This is a genomic window from Halomonas sp. MMH1-48 (genome assembly GCF_022348105.1).
Taxonomy (GTDB): Bacteria; Pseudomonadota; Gammaproteobacteria; order Pseudomonadales; family Halomonadaceae; genus Vreelandella; species Vreelandella piezotolerans.
Map to the genome: position 1 here is coordinate 142,813 of NZ_JAKRFL010000005.1, position 16,937 is coordinate 159,749.

Here is a 16,937-nt window from a genome sequence, read left to right on the forward strand (position 1 = left end):
AAAAAGGGCCTTGCCATTCGGCAAGGCCCTTCTCGTATGTGAGTGGCGACAACGGTATACAACACGCTGCCAAGCGCTGCCCTAAGGCAGCGCCAGATATTAGCCTTTCAACTTGGCAGACATCGTGATATCGGCCTTGAGGACTTTAGATACTGGGCAGTTGGCCTTGGCGGTTTCGGCGGCTTCCTGAAAAGCAGCGTCGTCGGCACCGCTCACGCTGGCTTCCACGTCTAGGTGAATGCTGGAGATATCAAAACCGGCATCGCTTTGCGACAGCGTGACTTTTGCCTGGGTATCGATGGCGTCGGCGGTGTAGCCTTTCTCACCCAGGATCATCGATAGGGCCATCGAGAAACAGCTGGCATGTGCGGCGCCGATCAACTCTTCTGGGTTGGTGCCGGGCTCGCCTTCGAAACGCTGTTTGAAGGAGTAACCTGCATCCAGTACGCCGCTTTCCGTGGCGACTTTGCCTTGGCCATCTTTCAAACCCCCTTCCCAATGTGCGCTTGCTTTACTATCCATTCTGTTCTCCTTTCCTAGGGTAGTGTGCTTCTCGCAGGATGAACGCAGGGTTACGTTCGGTGCTCATTCAGCGTAGCTGATTCTTAGCAGCGATTCTATGTGGCTGTCGAAACCTCTAAACCCCGACGATAAAACTGCTGGCGCTTCACTGCGGACAATAAAAAGGATTCGCTGGCGGTGGCTTTGTCGTTAAGCTGTTCATCTCTTTAAAAAGACCGACATACCACGGTAAGGACACTCCATGTCATCGGCCGATACGCTGCGCTTGCTACTGCTCTCTTCGTTATGGGGATTGTCGTTCATCTTTATGCGCGTCGCGGCGCCCGAGTTCGGCCCGATACCGCTGGTGTTGGTACGAATGGGCATTGGCGCTCTGCTGCTACTGCCGCTGCTGCTGAGCCTGCACTACGTGCGTCTGATTTGGCAGCATAAGGGGCCGCTGCTGCTGCTCGGGGTAGTCAACCACGTGCTGCCTTTTTCGCTACTGGCCCTGGCCACTACTCGGCTAGAGGCAGGCTTTACCTCGCTCATCAATGCAACGACCCCCATTTTCACTGCCCTGCTGGGCGCCGCCTTCTTTGCGACCCCTGTGCAACGCCAGCAGTACTTGGGATTGGCGCTCGCGCTGTTGGGGGTGTACGTGCTCTCGGCAGACAGACTGGACTTCGCACTCGGCGGCGACGGCTGGTTCATCATCGCGATCCTCGGCGCCACGTTCTGCTACGGCATCGCGGGCAACTATTCCAAAACGCGCCTGGGCCATTTGCCTACGCGGGTGCTTGCCGCGGGCAGCAGTGCCATGTCGGCCCTGGTGCTACTGATTCCCGGCGTGCTGCTGTGGCCAAGCGACCCCATCAGCCCCTTGGCGTGGGGCAACGCGCTGGCGTTGGCCATGCTCAGCACGACACTGGCGTTCTTGCTCTACTTTGGTTTACTGGCAAGCGCGGGCGCAACGGCAGCCTCGACGGTCACCTTCTTAGTCCCCGTTAGCGCCCTGCTGTGGGGCTATTGGCTACTGGATGAAACGCTGAGTCTACAGGTCATTGCGGGGATGGTGATTACCCTACTGGGCACTGCCATTGCCACGAAAATGCTACGTTTTAGGCCTAGCGGGGCGTTACGGAGACCGCCTCCCCCACACGAATGACGCTACCTTCCCCCGCCGTCAACGTGGCGTTTTGGCCAAAGTGCGCGCCCTTCAAGTGGGGTTGGGTATTCAGTGCCAGCAGCGTTTTCAGTGGCTCGGCTTGAGTAGGAATCGTGCCGGTCTGCTGGTCGACGGTGGTGATTTTGCAGCGCTGGCAGGGTTTACGCAGGGTGAGCTGATAGCTGCCGTTCTCGATCGTCGCCCAACCATCCTCTTGCCAGGCCTCGTCGCAATCCACCACGATATTGGGCCGAAACCGATTCATGGGCACCGGTGTATTGCCGCCCGCCACCAGCGCGTTGTTCAACGCATCCAGCGAACCGGTAGTGGTGATCAAAAAGGGATAACCATCGGCAAAGTAGGTGTGCGCCTCGCCACCGGCCAGAAAATCGTCTTCCACCGCCCGTGTAAAGGTAGTGGCGAAACGCACCAGACTCACACCCTTGGCCGACTCACCCAATGCCGCCTCTAGCCACTCGGACACCGCCTCGCTCTCCGGCAGCGCTTTGCAGTGATCACTCCACACCGATACCAGCCGCAAGTTGCCCTTGGGCTCTTCCAGTGAAATGGAAATCGGCTCGACGGTGGGGTGAGAGAGCACCAGGGCATCGGAGGTCAACGCCACGGTGATCGTGGCCAGCGCAGGTAGCTGGCGCTGGGTGACGAAGCGTTGCTGGGCATCCACCAGCATCCAACGGCGATCCCAAGCGAGGCCGTGGGCATGAATCTCGCTCTGGGTCACATCGATCCCCCGAAGGGATTTCACTGGATAAACCGTCAATTGGGTAATGTTCACAGCGGCCTCGTACGCCTAGGGCATGGCAAAATGAACCGTTAGCCTAACGAGGTTCTGATGCACCGCCAATCGATTTTTGGTCGCGCCGCTATAGCGTGTCGCCTGCTTCGATGCGGTATCCCAAATCCACGACTCTCTGCGCCAACGTCTCACCACGAATGCGCGCCAACAACGCTTGGGCGGCCGCCTCACCGATGGCTTGGCGGGGCGTCACGACGCTGGCCAAGCGGGGTGACATCGCTTGGCCCACGTCGTGCCCATGAAAGCCGGCAATCGCCATCCTTGCGGGCACGTCGACGCCCTGACGCCGACACTCGAAATAAGCCCCTACGGCTACGTCGTCGTTGGTACAAAAAATGCCGTCTGCTTCTGGGTAGTCGCGCTGAATTTCCTGCATCAGCGCGGCCCCGACGGTATAGGAGGAGCGCTGGCTGCTCTGCAAGGTCACCGGCGTGAGCCCCTGCTCTTCCATGGCTTGGCGATACCCCTGCTCCCGTTGCCGGGTACGCTCATCGAGCCGAACGGCGAGGTAGATCACCTGACGACGACCGCGGCGAATCATCTCGCTGACCATGTCGTAAGCGGCGCGTACATTGTCGTAGCCTACTGCCTGCTGCAGGGGCGGGCGGTGGGTATCCATGATCTCGACGATGGGAATACCCGCCGTTTCCAGCATGCGTAGACTGCGCGGCGTGTGATCATGGTCAGAGAGAATCACCCCATCTACGTTATACGACAGTAGCGAGGCAAGGCTGCGCTCCTCGAGCTCCTGACTATAGCCGTAGTGGGAGAGCATCAAGTGATAGCCTGCCGGTTCGGTATGGGCTTCGATCCCCACGATGACGTCGGCAAATACTTGGTTGGTCAACGAGGGGACCAGTACGCCTATCGAGTGACTGGTCGCGCGGGAGAGCAGATCCGGGGCACGATTGGGTATATAACCAAGCTGCTCGGCGATGCCGAAGATGCGCTCTCGAAGCCCTTCCGATACCGTTTCCGGGTCGCGTAAACAGCGGCTAACGGTCATCTTGGTGGCACCAACGCGATCAGCAATATCTTGTAATGTAGGGCGTTTTTTCTTCAATGGCGTCGCTGCCTTGTACAATGGATGGCGCTCGAACCCTACCATAGCGAATAGCAGGGCCCGCCGCCTATCCCTTCCTTTAGCCTAATGAGCGGCGCGGCGTGGGCGCGAGCGTAGCGCTAAAACGTTCCACGATCACCGCAGGCGTTAAGCTGATGGGGAGCGTCACGGCTTCGTCTACCTGGGGCGGCTCCAAGTCGGCCAATTGGCTGGCCAACATGTTATCGCCTTTGAAAAAGTGCCCGGCTCGGGTTTCCAAGCGCTTCCGCAGTAGCTCGTGGGTGCCTTCCAGGTACAAAATTCGCAGTTCGCTATCCCCTTTTCGCAAGCGGTCGCGGTAGCGCCGCTTGAGACCAGAGCAGGCAATCACCACCGATTCGCCTCGCGCTTTGAACTCAGCAAACAGCATGGCCAGAGTTGCCAACCAGTCGCGGCGGTCATCGTCGTTTAGCGGTGTGCCGCTGGCCATTTTGGCCACGTTAGCGGGCGAGTGATGATCATCGCCATCGATGAAGGTGGCACCTAGCGTCGCAGCCAACTGCTGACCAATATGCGATTTTCCCGATCCAGAAACCCCCATGACGAGAATGCGATATGAGCCGTTATGATTTGAATCAGTCGTCACACGCGGCTCCTATCAGTTACCGCGCACGGCGGTGAGGTCGGGCAACCAAGTCACGATGCTTGGAAAGGCGATGAGCAGCACCAGCACCACAAGCAGCGCGGCATAGTAAGGCAACATGGCCTTGACCAAAGACTCCATGGAGACTTTACCCACGCCACAGCCCACGTAAAGACAGGTGCCCACCGGCGGCGTGAGTAGCCCAATTCCCAGAATGAAGGCCATGAGCACGCCAAAGTAAGCGGCATCCACACCCACCGAGGTGACGATAGGTGCCAGCATCGGCGCCATGATGACCATGGCCGGGGTCAGATCCATCACGAAACCGACGATCAGAAGCAGGGCCGCCACGATCAGCAGCAGCAAAAAAGGCTCTTCAGTAATCGCCTGTACCTGACGTACCAGGGTTTGCGGGACCATATTGATGGTCAAGAACCAGGCAATCACGGTGGCAAAGGCCAACAGCATCATCACCATACCGGAGAGCCTGGCGGTACGAATCAGCATGCCGACCAGTTCTGAGAGTTTGAACTCACGATACACCAGCAGCGAAATTGCCAGCGAGTAAAGCAGTGCAGCGACCGCCGCTTCGGTGGCCGTAAACACACCGCCAATGATGCCGCCAATCACGATGACCGGTAGCACCAGGGCCAGCCAAGCGTCTTTGAAGGCTTTCCAGAGCACGTCCCAGCGAAATTGCCGCACCCCGCCACCCTGCTTGCTGGCCAGAATGAAGGTGGTGACCATCAAGGCCGCACCGATGAGTAACCCCGGAACGATACCGGAGATGAACAGGCGGCTAATGGACGTTTCCGTTACGATGCCGTACAGAATCAGTGGAATGGAAGGAGGAATGATGATCCCGATCACCGATGAAACGGTATTGATCGCCGTGGCGTTGGCAGCGGTGTAGCCCTGCTGCTTCATCGAGGGAATCATCATCGAGCCAGTGGCCGCTGTATCGGCCACTGCCGAGCCGCTGATGCCGCCAAAGAACATCGAGCCAGTGATGGCCACTTGCCCCAAGCCACCGCGCATGAAGCCGACCAGCGCACCGGCTAACTCCATCAAACGGCGCGCGATGCCGCCGTTACTCATGACCTCGCCGACCAAAATAAAGAACGGAATGGCCAGTAGCGGGAAGCTATTCACCCCACGGATGGACTGCTCGATCAGGATGGAGAGCGGAATATCCGATAGGACGGCCATCACCAGCGCCGCGACTCCCAAACCAAAAGCGATAGGTAAGCCGATGATGATCGAGACCAATAAAATAGCCAGAAAAATCCACAGCATGTCGATTACTCCCCTTGCGCTTTGGTCGATGGGTCGTGTGGTTGAACGATCACGCGTATGCTCATCCATACCCGCCACAGTGACACGGCGGCAATGAAGGCAACGCATAGCACGAGGGAAAGACTCACAAGGCTGAGCGGCACGCCCATGATGGCCGAGCGACCGCTGGAGCGTGACAAGACTTGATAACCACCAAACACCATCACTAGCATCAAACCCGTAATGATCAGGTGCTGCAGGCAGTAGAGCATGTGTGCGAAGCGCAGCGGCAGACGCCGCACCAGCGCATCCACAGCAATATGTTCATAGCGGGCGAACGCGGCCGCCGCACCAATGAAGACCAGCCAAATGAACAGCATGCGCGCCAGCTCATCGACCCAGGGGAGCGAGTGGTTGAACAGCGAGCGGCCCACCACGTTGCTCGACACCGCGACGATCAACGCCACCAAGATCATGCCAATCAGATATTCCATACCCAGCGTTAACCAGCGAAACAGCGCAGGGCCCTGGCGCGTGTCGGTATCGATTTCCAGCAGCTTGCGATTGGGATCGTCCAGGTAAACCGAAGGATCTTCCATGATGGGCGCTGCCAAAGAGGGATCAGCGTTGGGAGGTGTTGAGGAGGATGTCATAAGAACTCCAAGGGCACTGACAAGTCGGGCAGGCACAATGGCCTGCCCGATGGCGCGCTTAATGGTGCGTATTAGTTGCTGGCATCTTCAACGATCTGTTGAATTTCAGCGATCAGATCTTCGCCAATGCGCGGTGCCCACTCTTCATAAACGGGCTGCACGGCGTCTTGGAACGCGGCCAGTTGCTCATCGCTCAGGCGAGTGATTTGCATACCGCGGGCTTCTAACTGCTCACGGGACCAGTCGTCATACTCAGCAGAGAGCTGAATTTCGTACTCGGCGGATTGACGCGCGGCTTCAAGCACCAGCTCTTGGTACTCGGGTGCCATACGGTCCCAGGTACGCTCGGACAACATCATGATGAACGGTGTATAAACGTGACGAGTTTCGGTGCCGTAATCCTGAACTTCGTTGAAGTTGGATGTCAGGATGGTGCTCCAGGGATTTTCCTGGCCATCGACCACGCCCTGCTCTAGGGCAGAGAACAGCTCGCCAAACGCCATCGGCGTGGGGTTAGCACCTAATGCTTCCCAAATCGCCAAGTGCACCGGATTCTGCATGGTGCGCACGCTCAAACCGCGAACGTCCAAACCGGCGACGTCTTCCGGCGATTCGACCGGACGCGCGCTGTTGGAGAGCTGACGGTAGCCATTCTCAGAGAACGTCAATGCTTTCAGGCCGGTACCCTCGAACTTATCCAGCATTTCCTGCGCTACGTCACTCTGCATGACGGCAATGGCGGCTTCACGGCTGGGCAGCAGGAACGGCAGATCAAAAGCAGACAGCTCTTCAACGTAGCCAGTGGTGGCTGAGCTGGAGGGATAGGTCATGTCTAGCGTGCCGGTCTGCAGCATTTCCATCATCTGAACATCGTCGCCCAACTGGCTGTTGGGGAACACGTTGACCGTGATACGGCCTTCGGTGCGCTGCTCTAGAATCTCGCCAAAGTATTGGCTAGAGAGAAACTGCGGGGACGTTTCCGACAAACCAATACCCATACGAAGCGTGTGGCTACCGTGGTCGGCGACGATATCCCCTTCGATGGCGGGCGGATCGGAAAGCTCGGGACTTTGGGCATGAGCCATACCAAAGGTCAGAGTCGTTGCGCCTACCAGAGTAAGCGTGCTGCGCCAAATCGCTGTCATGACGTTATCTCCAAACATTCATTGTTGTTAAATGTTGAGCAGTGGTGTACTGAGATGCTGAGCGTTTATCTGCCACCCGAGCGAGCCGCGTCTTCATTCGCTTTATCGAATAACGCGTCAATATGAATGCTGCGGCTAATCGACGGGTTACGCCTTTTTTGTTACCGGTAACATTCAATAAGCGAAGGCTAGCGATCGCTTGGCGGGGTGTCAAAACAAAACTGCTCACTTACGACCAACGTCTAGGGATAGCCACTCATCGTTTGGCGCGCTACATTACCCACTATGCATTTCGTCTGGGAGTCCACATGCCTGCGTTAGACCCTTGCAGCGAACTTGAGCTCGATCACCAGCTCTGTTTCGCCCTCTATTCAACGTCGTTGACGATGACCAAAATCTATAAACCACTTTTGAAAGAGCTAGGGCTGACCTACCCGCAATACCTCGCCATGCTCGTGCTATGGCAAGAAGATGGCATTACCGTTGGCGCGCTGAGTAAGCGACTGCTGACGGACCCTGGCTCACTCACTCCACTGCTCAAACGCTTGGAGGCGGACCAGCTACTGCGCCGCCAGCGCAGCGTGCAAGATGAGCGCGTCGTCGAGCTCTTTCTCACCGACAAAGGCCGGGCGCTGCGCGAACAGGCTCGCCACATCCCTAGCTGCGTAGTGAATGCCAGTGAGAAATCGGTCGAGGCCCTGACGCAGCTCAAAGAGGACTTAGTACAGCTGCGTGAGAGTTTGCAAAAAGCAAAATGACGACCCGCTTTTTCAATGGGAAACGTTTTTCCGCTCAATTATATTGCGCGCAAAACAAAGCTGGACTAAATTAAAACAGATCATTATCCCAGCATGACCCACTTAACGACCAAAAAAGGAGACGTCTATGTCGATTGAAACGATTGCTTATCGTGCACATGCTCACGCCAAGGGTGGCCGTGAAGGCCATGCCAAGTCCTCCGATGGCGCGCTGGATGTCAAACTGAGCACCCCCAAAGAGCTGGGTGGCGCAGGTGGCGACGGCACCAACCCAGAGCAGCTGTTTGCGGCAGGCTACTCCGCTTGCTTTCTAGGCGCGCTGAAGCACGTGGCCAGCCAAGAAAAAGTCAAACTGCCCACAGATACTCAGATCGATGGTAGCGTAGGCATTGGCGCTATCCCCACGGGGTTTGGGATCGAAGTAGAGCTAAAAATCAGCTTGCCGGGTCTTGAGAAGGACGTTGCGCGGGCACTGGTCGATAAAGCGCATATCGTTTGCCCCTACTCCAATGCCACTCGTGGCAACATCGATGTCACGCTGACACTGGTGTAAAGCCGCTCTCTTTGCCGCCTTGCCAATCGGCAAGGCGGCGACACTGCATCTGCTCTGCGCTTTCTTTTACCCTTGCGGGTCATCCAGACAGCTCCTACCGTCAGTCCCCCTATACGCCCTGTATATTTTTATTTGACGAACACGCGAACTACCCTTGTACCCAGGTTTTACGTCCCCATTAAAAAGACACAACTTAGCAAGCTAGGCAATTGGTACTGCACTTATCACCTGTTCAACAGCGAGGCTATTATGAGCGATACGACCTACACGCCACCGCGGGTTTGGAAGTGGGAGCCGGGCAACGGCGGCAAGTTTGCCAATATCAACCGCCCGGTGGCAGGCGCGACCCACGAAAAGCCGCTAACCGTTGGTAAGCACCCCCTACAGCTCTATTCGTTGGCGACACCTAACGGCGTCAAAGTGACGGTCATGCTCGAAGAGCTGCTTGAAAAAGGCGTCACCGCCGCCGAATACGATGCGCATCTGATTCAAATCGGCGAAGGCGATCAGTTTGGTAGTGGCTTCGTCGAGGTGAATCCCAATTCGAAGATCCCGGCGCTGATGGATCACAGCGTGACCCCACCCCAGCGCGTGTTCGAATCAGGGGCCATCTTGTTGTACCTCGCGGAGAAATACGGAGAGTTCCTGCCGACAGACCCCGCCAAGCGCACCGAGTGTCTCTCTTGGCTGTTCTGGCAAATGGGCAGCGCACCGATGCTGGGCGGCGGCTTTGGACACTTCTACGCCTACGCACCAGAGAAGTACCAATATCCGATCGACCGCTACACCATGGAAGTCAAACGTCAGCTAGACGTGCTGGATCGTCACTTGGCCGACAACCGCTTCATGGCGGGCGATGAATACACGATTGCCGACATGGCAATTCACCCTTGGTACGGCGCGCTGGTTAAGAACCGCGTATACGAGGCGGCCGAGTTCCTAGAAGCGCATACGTACACCAACGTATTGCGCTGGACGGAAGAGATAGATGCCCGCCCCGCAGTACAGCGAGGCCGTATGGTGAACCGCACCTGGGGCGAGCCCAGCGAGCAGCTTCACGAGCGCCATGACGCCAGCGATTTTACTGAAAAAACCGAAGACAAGCGTTGATTCGCGTATTTAGGAAACGCACGATGTTCGATCCGAAATACGCCCAGCTGATATTTTCATGCCTGATGGCGCTATTCATGTCATGCATCATGTCGCTGGTGATTACGTTGTATAACGTGGGCCTCGTCGAGGGAATCGTGATGATTTGGCTCAAAGCGTGGCTGTTTGCCTTTGCCGTCGCGCTGCCGGTCATCAATCTAGTCTCCCCTATCGTGCGGCGTTTAGTGAAGCTGCTGATCAAGCGGCCACACTAACCGTGGCATCACGTCGAGTTCCAAAAAACAACGGGGCCTGCGATGAGCAGGCCCCGTTGTGTATGTGACGTTTCGCCAACGCGCGTCACGCATCGTTTACCTTAAAACTGATAGCGTACGTTGGCCGTGACGCTGCGGCGGTCGCCGTAGCCACAGTCGCCGCCGTCATAACGGCACCAGGAGACGTACTCTTCATCGGTGGCATTTTTCAGGTCCACCGAGAAGTCCCACTCGCCCATAGTGTAACCGACCATTGCATCGTATAGCGTGCTAGAGGGCACCACCGGCGCACCGCCAGAGCCGACGTTGTCACCGACATAGCGCACGCCAGCGCCAATACGCCAGTTACTGCCAACGTACAGGCGGTTCCACCAGGAAGCCTGCTCTTCGGCTACGTAGGGTAACCGCGTGCCGGTACTATCGTTGCTAGCGTTCAAGTTAGTGTAGGCCACCTGGGTCTCAAACTGCTGCCAGCGCTTGTTGACCTGTAGTTCCCAGCCATCGACCACGGCACCTAGCTGTTCGACACCGCCGGGGGTAACGCCGTCGCTAATACGGTTTTGCTGCGTAATATCGAAATAGGCAGCGCTAATGGCCAACGATTGATCAGGAGAGACGTACTTGAAACCAACCTCTTCTTGGTCACCGGTCGTGGGTTTCAACGGACTCGGATTGGCCGTCCCGTCGGTACCCAGGTTCATGGCAAACGCTTCCGAATAGCTCACGTAAGGCGAGAAACCGTTATCGAAACGGTACATCAACCCCACGCGGCCCGTGGTTTCGCCCTCATCGCTGACGGTATCCGGCCCAGACAGCGCCAGCGTCCGGTTCTCCGCCCAGTCACGACGCAGGCCAGCAGACACCACCACCGGCCCTACCTCGATATGGTCGGCTACGTAGATGCCGACCTGCTCGATTTCATTATCCGGACGATCGGTGGGGTTCAATGAATCTAACTGCAAGTTGCCATATTGGGGGTTGTAGACGTTGAACTGACCACCACCACCGGGCACCGAACTATAGTTATCCTGCGACCAGCGGGCGTCCTGACGGTCGACACCCGCAATGAGCGTGTGCTGGGTGTTACCGAGTTCGAACGAGCCTTCCAGACGAGCATCCATATTGAGAATACGCGTTTGGGCATCCGCCGTAAAAATGGTGCGACTGACATTGCCATCCGCATCGGGAATACTGGGAATGTCGACCCAGTGCTCGCGGGTCTCGGTACTGGAGTCGGTATAGCGCGCGGTGGCGGCAAACGCCCAGTCATCGTTGAGCTGATGATCGACGAACAGCGTGGTTTCGGTTTTTTCGCGGTCATAACGATCCCAACCAGGCTCTCCGACGAAGCGTTCCGAGCCAATGAAGCCGAGTGACCCTGGTTCCAAGGTGCCTACTTGGGGAAGAAACTGTGCCGACACCTGCCCCTTGTTCTCCTGACGATTGAACAGCAGCGTGATATGGGTGTCATCGCTGGGGCGCCAGGTAAATGAAGGCGCAAACAAATAGCCATCATCTTCGACGTGATCGACCTGGGTATCGCTATCGCGGGTCAACGCGACGAGCCGATACAGAAACTCACCATCCTCATCAGCGGCCCCCGTCACGTCCATTGCGAGCTGCTTGCGGTCATAAGAGCCATACTGGGCCCATATTTCACCGCTGCGCTCCTCTTGCGGCAGCTTCGAGACACCGTTGATGATACCGCCCAGATCCGCTTGACCGTACAGCATGGAAGAGGGACCGCGTAGCACCTCTACGCTTTCTAGAGCGTATACATTGGTGCGAACCGTATTGTAAGAACCGTATACTTGACGCAGGCCATCCAAATAGCGACCGGCATCCAGCCCGCGCACTTTGGCGCTGTCGCCACGGGTGTCGAAGCCAAAGTTGCCCGCATAGACGCCGGGAGTATAAAGCAGTGCATCCTGAATGTTTTTAGCACCGCTATCCTGAATGAACTCCTGGTCGATGACGGACATGGAGTAAGGCTGCTCGGCCAGGGGAACATCCAACTTGCCTACGCCAGGTTCGCGCTCGGCGTCGCTATAACCAAAGCGGCCTGCAGCGTCTGCAGTCACTTCCACTGTTTCTAAATTGACGCTATCAGACGCATTGTCTTGTGCATTGGCTGCCGATACCGAAGCAGCAGACGCAAGGGCGACCGCAACGCCAAGTGACCGCAGTCGAAAGCTAGGTGTGGTTTTCATCATGTAGATCCCGGAGCGAATATTAATATTAATGATAGTAATTTTTATTCACGCAAATATAGGGAGTTGTACATGGGTTGTCAATGACACACACTCCCCTGCCGATGCTCGGCAGAGGGAGTGTCGTGGCGCTGTTGGGAAGTACAACCGGAGAGATTACTGCAGGCGAGCGTTATTCAGGGCGTAGTTCCACACCCGGTAAAAGTAGAAAATATAACCAAGTCCCAAGGTGAGAAACGAGATCACCATCCATAGAATGATATGCCCCAAATTACTGAAAATATTGATATCGCACACCATTCTCCGCTCGATGCCCGTCGTGTTATCGATCACACGGGTGCGATTGATCACGAAGCGAGCAAACGAATAAGGAAAGAAAAACAGCGCGATGCCAAAGGTAATCAGGGTCAATACCACCCAAATCAACAAATGGCCGATGATGTCCAAAATCGAAAGATCCGCTTTTACGTTCACGGGTTGCCCTTGCACGGTAATAGAAAGAGGGAGCGCAGCGTACCATCGTCGAAGCTCGCCGTGAACGATGACTATCGCTCCCAGCCTTCACACCTAGCCCCTCGCACGCCAGCCAGACTGGACTCATCTGCTCGGCGACTACGCTTCACCACACTCAGCGAGCCATCGGTCTCCAGCACGACCGCCTGGGCAGCGTCGAGGCTGGCTAACCCGCTACTGCGCACGGCAGAGCGAACTTCATCGCGTGTTACCCTCGCCCTGTAGAGCGCGTCGAGCAACAGCTCGCCCTCGTACAGCAGTAAGAGCGGCTCACCGGTGACTACCCGTTTGACCCAGCTCACGCGCACGCTTAGCCACGTAATTATGAACTGTAGAGAAATCAGTAACCCCAACGCCAGCGCCCCTTCGGCCAGCGCCACGTCTTTGGACAACAGTACCGTGGCCAGCGTCGACCCCAACGCCACTGTCACAATCAGATCGAAGGCGTTCATTTTGGAAAGCGTACGGTTGCCTGACAAGCGTAAAAATACGATCAGCACCGCGTAGGCAAGCACGCCTACGATCAGCGTGCGACCTAAACTTTCCCAACTGCTAAAAAAAACCATCTCCATATGTCACTACTCCTAAGTGAAGACATCTATCTCTTCCACTGCTCAGGGTAGCAACCGTGGGTTAGGAGCGCGACGCCCACCACTGGGCGTAGGAGCTATTGTGAGGCGCAAGGCCACCCTCATCAGGCGCGCCATCTTCCCACCATACGGGCCCGCGCTCCCCTAACGCTTCTTTCGCTGCTTGTACCGCTTGACGCGCTTGGCGCAGCGCATGTTCATCTTCCTGTTGCTGAGCGCTGCGTACCGCCCGACGCGCTTTCATCAGCGCTTTGATATGGAGGCGCTTCTCCCCTTCCGAGAGGCGCGGGTCGGTGCAACGCCAAAGCCGATTCTTGGCAACGAAATAGCGGCCATCTGGCGTGTGAGGATACTGATTGGCCATCGCCCTCCCCCTATTAGCCCCTAAAGCCGCGCCCACCGGCTATCGATGAAGGTCTTAAAAGCGTCTGGTGAGTGTTAGTGCGCCAAATTTATCCTGCTCGTCTTGCCCATCGAATTCTCGGGTCCGCTGAACGGCCGCGTAGGTCACCTGCCACGCATCCCAGGCCAGTGCCAACCCGGCAGACGCCTCGGCCACCCATTCGTTGCGATCGACCGAGTGGCTGTTGCGGAAAGTGTTGCCATCGAGCGTCAGGTTTTGCGCCATGTAGTACCCTTCCACGTTCGCAAACAGGTACCACTGCCACCCGCGGGTGCCCTCGAGCTGATGGCGGCTGCCAGGATTGGGCGTTAGCGTCGGCACTCCCTGCGCATCGTCCCCCCAACGCACGCTATAACCCGCGCTGGCGTAGGTATACAAATTACCCAGCGCCGCGCCAACGCTTGGCCCATGAGAAAACTGCTTGCCGGCCAATGGCGCATCATGCCACCACTGGCGGCGCATGGTCAGGTTGAGGATGGCCTCGTCACCCAGCTGGTTACGCCAACCGCGCGGACGGTCGCTGTCGGTCACGCGGTGCACTTCGCGCTGAATACTGTCTGCCAGTGATGAAGGCCCCACCAAACCAACGTCTAGATGCAGATCCGTCGCCTGCTGCCAGCGGCCTACCGCTTTATCCTCGTAAAGCGACACGCCCCCGTACACTAACCCCGCATAGGGGCGGTCGTCTTCGATCAAGTCGCGGCGCTCGATCACATTGGGAGTGTAAATTTGATGTACCAAGCGATACGAGGCGCGATCCGCTTCGCCAATCAGGCTATCGGGTAACGCCACAGCCAAACGCTGGGTCCAGCTTTGCGGCTCGGGGGTAAACATCCAGTTCAGCTCGAAACCGCTGGTAAAGTGACCATCATCACTGCTGGCAAACCCATCGTTTTCGAACTTGATGGACAGCGCACTGTCGTCGGCGGGCGCCACGGCGGGCAGCAGGGTCATAGGCAGCACCAGCGGCAGGATGGCTTTACGGAGACCTCCTGCGTAGCGCTTTTTCTGATGAACAGGGGCGTTACCACGGGCAACGCGGGAACATAGAACAGAGGGCATCATGGCTCATTCCTTGAGTTGAGTGCTGAAGCAGGTAGTCAGGGACACAGGGGAACAACAAACATTGCTGATTGTATGTAATTACACAATTAGATAGCAAGCTACATTGCTTTGTCGCATCCACCGTGCCCAAAAGAAGTCCCTTTCATGGCGGGCAGACCCATCGCCCGACCATCAAAACTTAGCACAAGATGCTTCAACGCTCCCGCAATAGCCACTGCGGGGTGATCTCATGCTGGCCATTTTCATCGGTGATGAACAGCGAACCGTCGCTAACCATGACGGCCCAATTAATCGCACGGGGAAGATCTGCAGCAACGGTGGCCAGCGCCTCTTGCGGCAACCCTGCGACGTGAACATTTTTCAGTGAGGCAACGGCCGGTAGCACCTTACTCTCCCAGATATCGACGCGGCCATACGCCAGCAGGGACACCCGCTCAGCGCGGCGCGAGCACCAGATCAAACGCTCGGCGTCGGGTAGACCGACCTCGATCCAGTGCAGCACTCGGCCATCCAGGCTTTTTTCCCATAAGGCGGGTTCGTCGACATCCGATAACCCACGTCCAAATGCCAGCGATTCGCTGTACCATAGGACATAAGCAATCAGCCGAGCGCATAAACGTTCTTCCGTTTCGGAGGGGTGGCGAGCCACCGTAAAGCGCAGCGTTTCGAAAACGCTGCGGTCCAGGTCGGTCAGGTTAACGTCGACTTTATAAGGGGTAGCGCTCAGCGCCATGGCGAAGGTCTCGTTCGAAAAAGAAGTGGCGCGCAGTGTAGCGGATTTATGGCTCTCCTGCGGCGCTGCGTTCATCGCTAATGAGCGTGGCGTTTTTCACCGTTTCCTCTTCATGCATCGGCTCGCGCCACGTCTCTTTTAAGGCAGCCTCGTACCACTCCTGCATGGCGGGTAGTGCCAATAGGCGCTTTACATAGGCAAGTGAGGCATCGCTTAGCGGCAGGTTGAAGGTTTGTATCCGAAACGCAACAGGGGCGTAAAACGCATCCACCGCAGTAAAGTGCTCGCCTGCCAGAAACGGGCCGCCAAAATGCTCGAGCCCTTCTTGCCACAGCGCATCCAACCGGGCCAAATTACTTTTCAGCCCTGGAGAGAGCGCGTTCATTGTCACGCGAACGCCGCAGTTCATGGAGCATTCATCCCGCAGCGCGCCAAAGCCACTGTGCATCTCAGCACTGGCAGAGCGTGCCCACGCCCGCGCAGCACGTGCCCGAGGCCATACGTTGGAGTGTGTTTCCGCCACATACTCCACAATCGCCAGCGAGTCCCATACGGCCACACTGTGCTCGCTATCCACTAGGCATGGCACCAAGCCAGACGGTGAAAAGCGCTTGAACGTCGCGAGGCTCTCCCCAAAGCCACCCTCGAAAGGCATCAAGTGCTCGTTAAAGGGGATCTCCAGCGCCTTCAGCAACACCCAAGGGCGCAGCGACCAGGAAGAGTAGTTCTTGTTAGCGATATATAGGTCTAACATGCTGCGCTCCTTACGTTGAACATAACAATGAATGGCCCTACCGTGCCGCCTGGACCAGCGTATTCCCTCCGAGTCCCATCAACACACCGCCTCCCATTCGCTGAATCAGCTTGGAAGAGCCGTGAGACGTTTGCAGACATGCACGCAGTGGGCTGGCTAACAGCACTACCACCACATCCGCTGATGAGAACAAAACGTTGGTAGCAATGCCTAACCAAAGGAGCTGCCATGCCACCGGCATGGCGCTGTCGGGCTGCACAAATTGCGGCAAAAAGGCCACAAAGAAGAGCGCCGTTTTAGGGTTCAGTACCTCCACTAAAAAGCTATCGCGCAGTACCCGTCTGGTGGTCGCGAGCGGCAGCTCCTCAGCGTTCGTCCGGATACCTTGTTGCCATAAGCGCACCCCCATCCAAAGTAAATAAATGCCACCGATGACCTTCATCGCAAGATAGGCAGGCGGAATGGCGGCGAACAGTAGAGCCAAACCAAAAGCGGCAGCCACCACATGCACGTAGCAGCCTAAATGCACGCCAGTCACCGCCAACCAGCCTGCGCGCCGACCGCGTCCCAGCGTTTGCGCAGCGGTGTACAACATCGCCGGTCCGGGTAAATAGGCAAACCCCAGCGCGGCGAGAAGAAAGGCAACCCACTCCATCGCGATGACTCCGGCTTATCAAAAAATCGTAAGCCTGAGAATAAAATAAGGGATGACGCAAACGCCACCCCTTAAATGAACCAAACACGAAAAAG

The 16,937-nt window shown here is 56.9% G+C and carries 20 protein-coding genes; 5 read left to right on the top strand and 15 right to left on the bottom strand.

The window, feature by feature from the left end; translation table 11 throughout:
• Positions 1–99: 99 nt before the first annotated feature.
• Positions 100–522, bottom strand: coding sequence for an OsmC family protein (locus tag MHM37_RS07145; protein ID WP_044627904.1), 423 nt, complete (start codon positions 520–522; stop codon positions 100–102).
• 241 nt (positions 523–763) lie between these two features.
• Between MHM37_RS07145 and MHM37_RS07150 the strand changes: the two genes are divergently transcribed.
• The gene (locus MHM37_RS07150; protein WP_139525347.1) at positions 764–1,669 is read left to right on the top strand and encodes a DMT family transporter; all 906 of its coding nucleotides are present in this window, start codon (positions 764–766) and stop codon (positions 1,667–1,669) included.
• Here MHM37_RS07150 and MHM37_RS07155 read toward each other — a convergent pair.
• From MHM37_RS07155 to MHM37_RS07180, 6 genes are all read right to left on the bottom strand, one after another.
• Positions 1,629–2,465, bottom strand: coding sequence for an MOSC N-terminal beta barrel domain-containing protein (locus tag MHM37_RS07155; RefSeq protein ID WP_153842295.1), 837 nt, complete (start codon positions 2,463–2,465; stop codon positions 1,629–1,631). The genes MHM37_RS07150 and MHM37_RS07155 overlap by 41 nt on opposite strands.
• Before the next feature lie 88 nt (positions 2,466–2,553).
• Positions 2,554–3,549 carry a gluconate operon transcriptional repressor GntR gene (gene gntR / locus MHM37_RS07160; RefSeq protein ID WP_153842294.1) on the bottom strand — a complete coding sequence of 332 codons (996 nt, stop codon included), beginning with the start codon at positions 3,547–3,549 and terminating at the stop codon, positions 2,554–2,556.
• Between the two features lie 79 nt (positions 3,550–3,628).
• Positions 3,629–4,129 (bottom strand): gluconokinase, encoded by a 501-nt coding sequence (locus MHM37_RS07165; protein ID WP_153842461.1) that lies wholly within the window; start codon positions 4,127–4,129, stop codon positions 3,629–3,631.
• Positions 4,130–4,186: 57 nt separating this feature from the next.
• The gene (locus MHM37_RS07170) at positions 4,187–5,467 is read right to left on the bottom strand and encodes a TRAP transporter large permease (RefSeq protein WP_139525344.1); all 1,281 of its coding nucleotides are present in this window, start codon (positions 5,465–5,467) and stop codon (positions 4,187–4,189) included.
• A gap of 5 nt (positions 5,468–5,472) precedes the next feature.
• On the bottom strand, positions 5,473–6,099 hold the full coding sequence (locus MHM37_RS07175) for a TRAP transporter small permease (RefSeq protein ID WP_139525343.1): 627 nt from the start codon (positions 6,097–6,099) through the stop codon (positions 5,473–5,475).
• A gap of 71 nt (positions 6,100–6,170) precedes the next feature.
• On the bottom strand, positions 6,171–7,244 hold the full coding sequence (locus MHM37_RS07180; RefSeq protein WP_153842293.1) for a TRAP transporter substrate-binding protein: 1,074 nt from the start codon (positions 7,242–7,244) through the stop codon (positions 6,171–6,173).
• 308 nt (positions 7,245–7,552) lie between these two features.
• On the opposite strand from MHM37_RS07180, the gene MHM37_RS07185 reads away from it, so the two are divergent.
• The 4 genes from MHM37_RS07185 to MHM37_RS07200 all read left to right on the top strand — a co-directional run bounded on the left by MHM37_RS07185 (position 7,553) and on the right by MHM37_RS07200 (position 9,919).
• Complete coding sequence (locus MHM37_RS07185; protein WP_139525341.1) at positions 7,553–8,002, top strand: MarR family transcriptional regulator; 450 nt, start codon at positions 7,553–7,555, stop codon at positions 8,000–8,002.
• A gap of 127 nt (positions 8,003–8,129) precedes the next feature.
• Positions 8,130–8,555 carry an organic hydroperoxide resistance protein gene (locus MHM37_RS07190; protein WP_153842292.1) on the top strand — a complete coding sequence of 142 codons (426 nt, stop codon included), beginning with the start codon at positions 8,130–8,132 and terminating at the stop codon, positions 8,553–8,555.
• Between the two features lie 249 nt (positions 8,556–8,804).
• Positions 8,805–9,665, top strand: coding sequence for a glutathione-dependent disulfide-bond oxidoreductase (gene yghU, locus MHM37_RS07195; protein WP_239296142.1), 861 nt, complete (start codon positions 8,805–8,807; stop codon positions 9,663–9,665).
• A gap of 23 nt (positions 9,666–9,688) precedes the next feature.
• Entirely contained in the window at positions 9,689–9,919 is a 231-nt protein-coding gene (locus MHM37_RS07200) for a DUF2798 domain-containing protein (RefSeq protein WP_139525338.1), read from the top strand.
• Between the two features lie 101 nt (positions 9,920–10,020).
• Here MHM37_RS07200 and MHM37_RS07205 read toward each other — a convergent pair whose 3' ends face one another.
• From MHM37_RS07205 to MHM37_RS07240, 8 genes are all read right to left on the bottom strand, one after another.
• Positions 10,021–12,129: a TonB-dependent siderophore receptor gene (locus MHM37_RS07205; RefSeq protein WP_219863818.1), complete on the bottom strand. Its 2,109-nt coding sequence runs from the start codon at positions 12,127–12,129 to the stop codon at positions 10,021–10,023.
• Positions 12,130–12,285: 156 nt separating this feature from the next.
• Complete coding sequence (locus tag MHM37_RS07210) at positions 12,286–12,603, bottom strand: DUF6693 family protein (RefSeq protein WP_153842291.1); 318 nt, start codon at positions 12,601–12,603, stop codon at positions 12,286–12,288.
• A gap of 71 nt (positions 12,604–12,674) precedes the next feature.
• Positions 12,675–13,214, bottom strand: coding sequence for a YetF domain-containing protein (locus MHM37_RS07215; protein ID WP_139525336.1), 540 nt, complete (start codon positions 13,212–13,214; stop codon positions 12,675–12,677).
• Positions 13,215–13,275: 61 nt separating this feature from the next.
• Positions 13,276–13,596, bottom strand: a complete 321-nt coding sequence (locus MHM37_RS07220) for a hypothetical protein (RefSeq protein ID WP_153842290.1) — start codon at positions 13,594–13,596, stop codon at positions 13,276–13,278.
• 54 nt (positions 13,597–13,650) lie between these two features.
• The gene (locus MHM37_RS07225) at positions 13,651–14,589 is read right to left on the bottom strand and encodes a lipid A deacylase LpxR family protein (RefSeq protein ID WP_231125531.1); all 939 of its coding nucleotides are present in this window, start codon (positions 14,587–14,589) and stop codon (positions 13,651–13,653) included.
• A gap of 304 nt (positions 14,590–14,893) precedes the next feature.
• Positions 14,894–15,433, bottom strand: a complete 540-nt coding sequence (locus MHM37_RS07230; RefSeq protein ID WP_153842458.1) for a YaeQ family protein — start codon at positions 15,431–15,433, stop codon at positions 14,894–14,896.
• A gap of 46 nt (positions 15,434–15,479) precedes the next feature.
• Complete coding sequence (locus MHM37_RS07235; protein ID WP_153842289.1) at positions 15,480–16,187, bottom strand: glutathione S-transferase family protein; 708 nt, start codon at positions 16,185–16,187, stop codon at positions 15,480–15,482.
• A gap of 37 nt (positions 16,188–16,224) precedes the next feature.
• Positions 16,225–16,842 (bottom strand): LysE family translocator, encoded by a 618-nt coding sequence (locus tag MHM37_RS07240; RefSeq protein WP_153842288.1) that lies wholly within the window; start codon positions 16,840–16,842, stop codon positions 16,225–16,227.
• Positions 16,843–16,937 lie beyond the last annotated feature (95 nt).

Bases quoted from the DNA above. Each gene is read 5' to 3' on its own strand.
- MHM37_RS07230 (WP_153842458.1), bottom strand. From the start codon at position 15,433: ATGGCGCTGAGCGCTACCCCTTATAAAGTCGACGTTAACCTGACCGAC.
- MHM37_RS07145 (WP_044627904.1), bottom strand. From the start codon at position 522: ATGGATAGTAAAGCAAGCGCACATTGGGAAGGGGGTTTGAAAGATGGC.
- MHM37_RS07215 (WP_139525336.1), bottom strand. From the start codon at position 13,214: ATGGAGATGGTTTTTTTTAGCAGTTGGGAAAGTTTAGGTCGCACGCTG.
- MHM37_RS07190 (WP_153842292.1), top strand. From the start codon at position 8,130: ATGTCGATTGAAACGATTGCTTATCGTGCACATGCTCACGCCAAGGGT.
- MHM37_RS07235 (WP_153842289.1), bottom strand. From the start codon at position 16,187: ATGTTAGACCTATATATCGCTAACAAGAACTACTCTTCCTGGTCGCTG.
- MHM37_RS07150 (WP_139525347.1), top strand. From the start codon at position 764: ATGTCATCGGCCGATACGCTGCGCTTGCTACTGCTCTCTTCGTTATGG.
- yghU (WP_239296142.1), top strand. From the start codon at position 8,805: ATGAGCGATACGACCTACACGCCACCGCGGGTTTGGAAGTGGGAGCCG.
- MHM37_RS07165 (WP_153842461.1), bottom strand. From the start codon at position 4,129: ATGGGGGTTTCTGGATCGGGAAAATCGCATATTGGTCAGCAGTTGGCT.
- MHM37_RS07175 (WP_139525343.1), bottom strand. From the start codon at position 6,099: ATGACATCCTCCTCAACACCTCCCAACGCTGATCCCTCTTTGGCAGCG.
- MHM37_RS07225 (WP_231125531.1), bottom strand. From the start codon at position 14,589: ATGACCCTGCTGCCCGCCGTGGCGCCCGCCGACGACAGTGCGCTGTCC.
- MHM37_RS07240 (WP_153842288.1), bottom strand. From the start codon at position 16,842: ATGGAGTGGGTTGCCTTTCTTCTCGCCGCGCTGGGGTTTGCCTATTTA.
- MHM37_RS07170 (WP_139525344.1), bottom strand. From the start codon at position 5,467: ATGCTGTGGATTTTTCTGGCTATTTTATTGGTCTCGATCATCATCGGC.
- MHM37_RS07185 (WP_139525341.1), top strand. From the start codon at position 7,553: ATGCCTGCGTTAGACCCTTGCAGCGAACTTGAGCTCGATCACCAGCTC.
- MHM37_RS07180 (WP_153842293.1), bottom strand. From the start codon at position 7,244: ATGACAGCGATTTGGCGCAGCACGCTTACTCTGGTAGGCGCAACGACT.
- MHM37_RS07200 (WP_139525338.1), top strand. From the start codon at position 9,689: ATGTTCGATCCGAAATACGCCCAGCTGATATTTTCATGCCTGATGGCG.
- MHM37_RS07220 (WP_153842290.1), bottom strand. From the start codon at position 13,596: ATGGCCAATCAGTATCCTCACACGCCAGATGGCCGCTATTTCGTTGCC.
- MHM37_RS07205 (WP_219863818.1), bottom strand. From the start codon at position 12,129: ATGAAAACCACACCTAGCTTTCGACTGCGGTCACTTGGCGTTGCGGTC.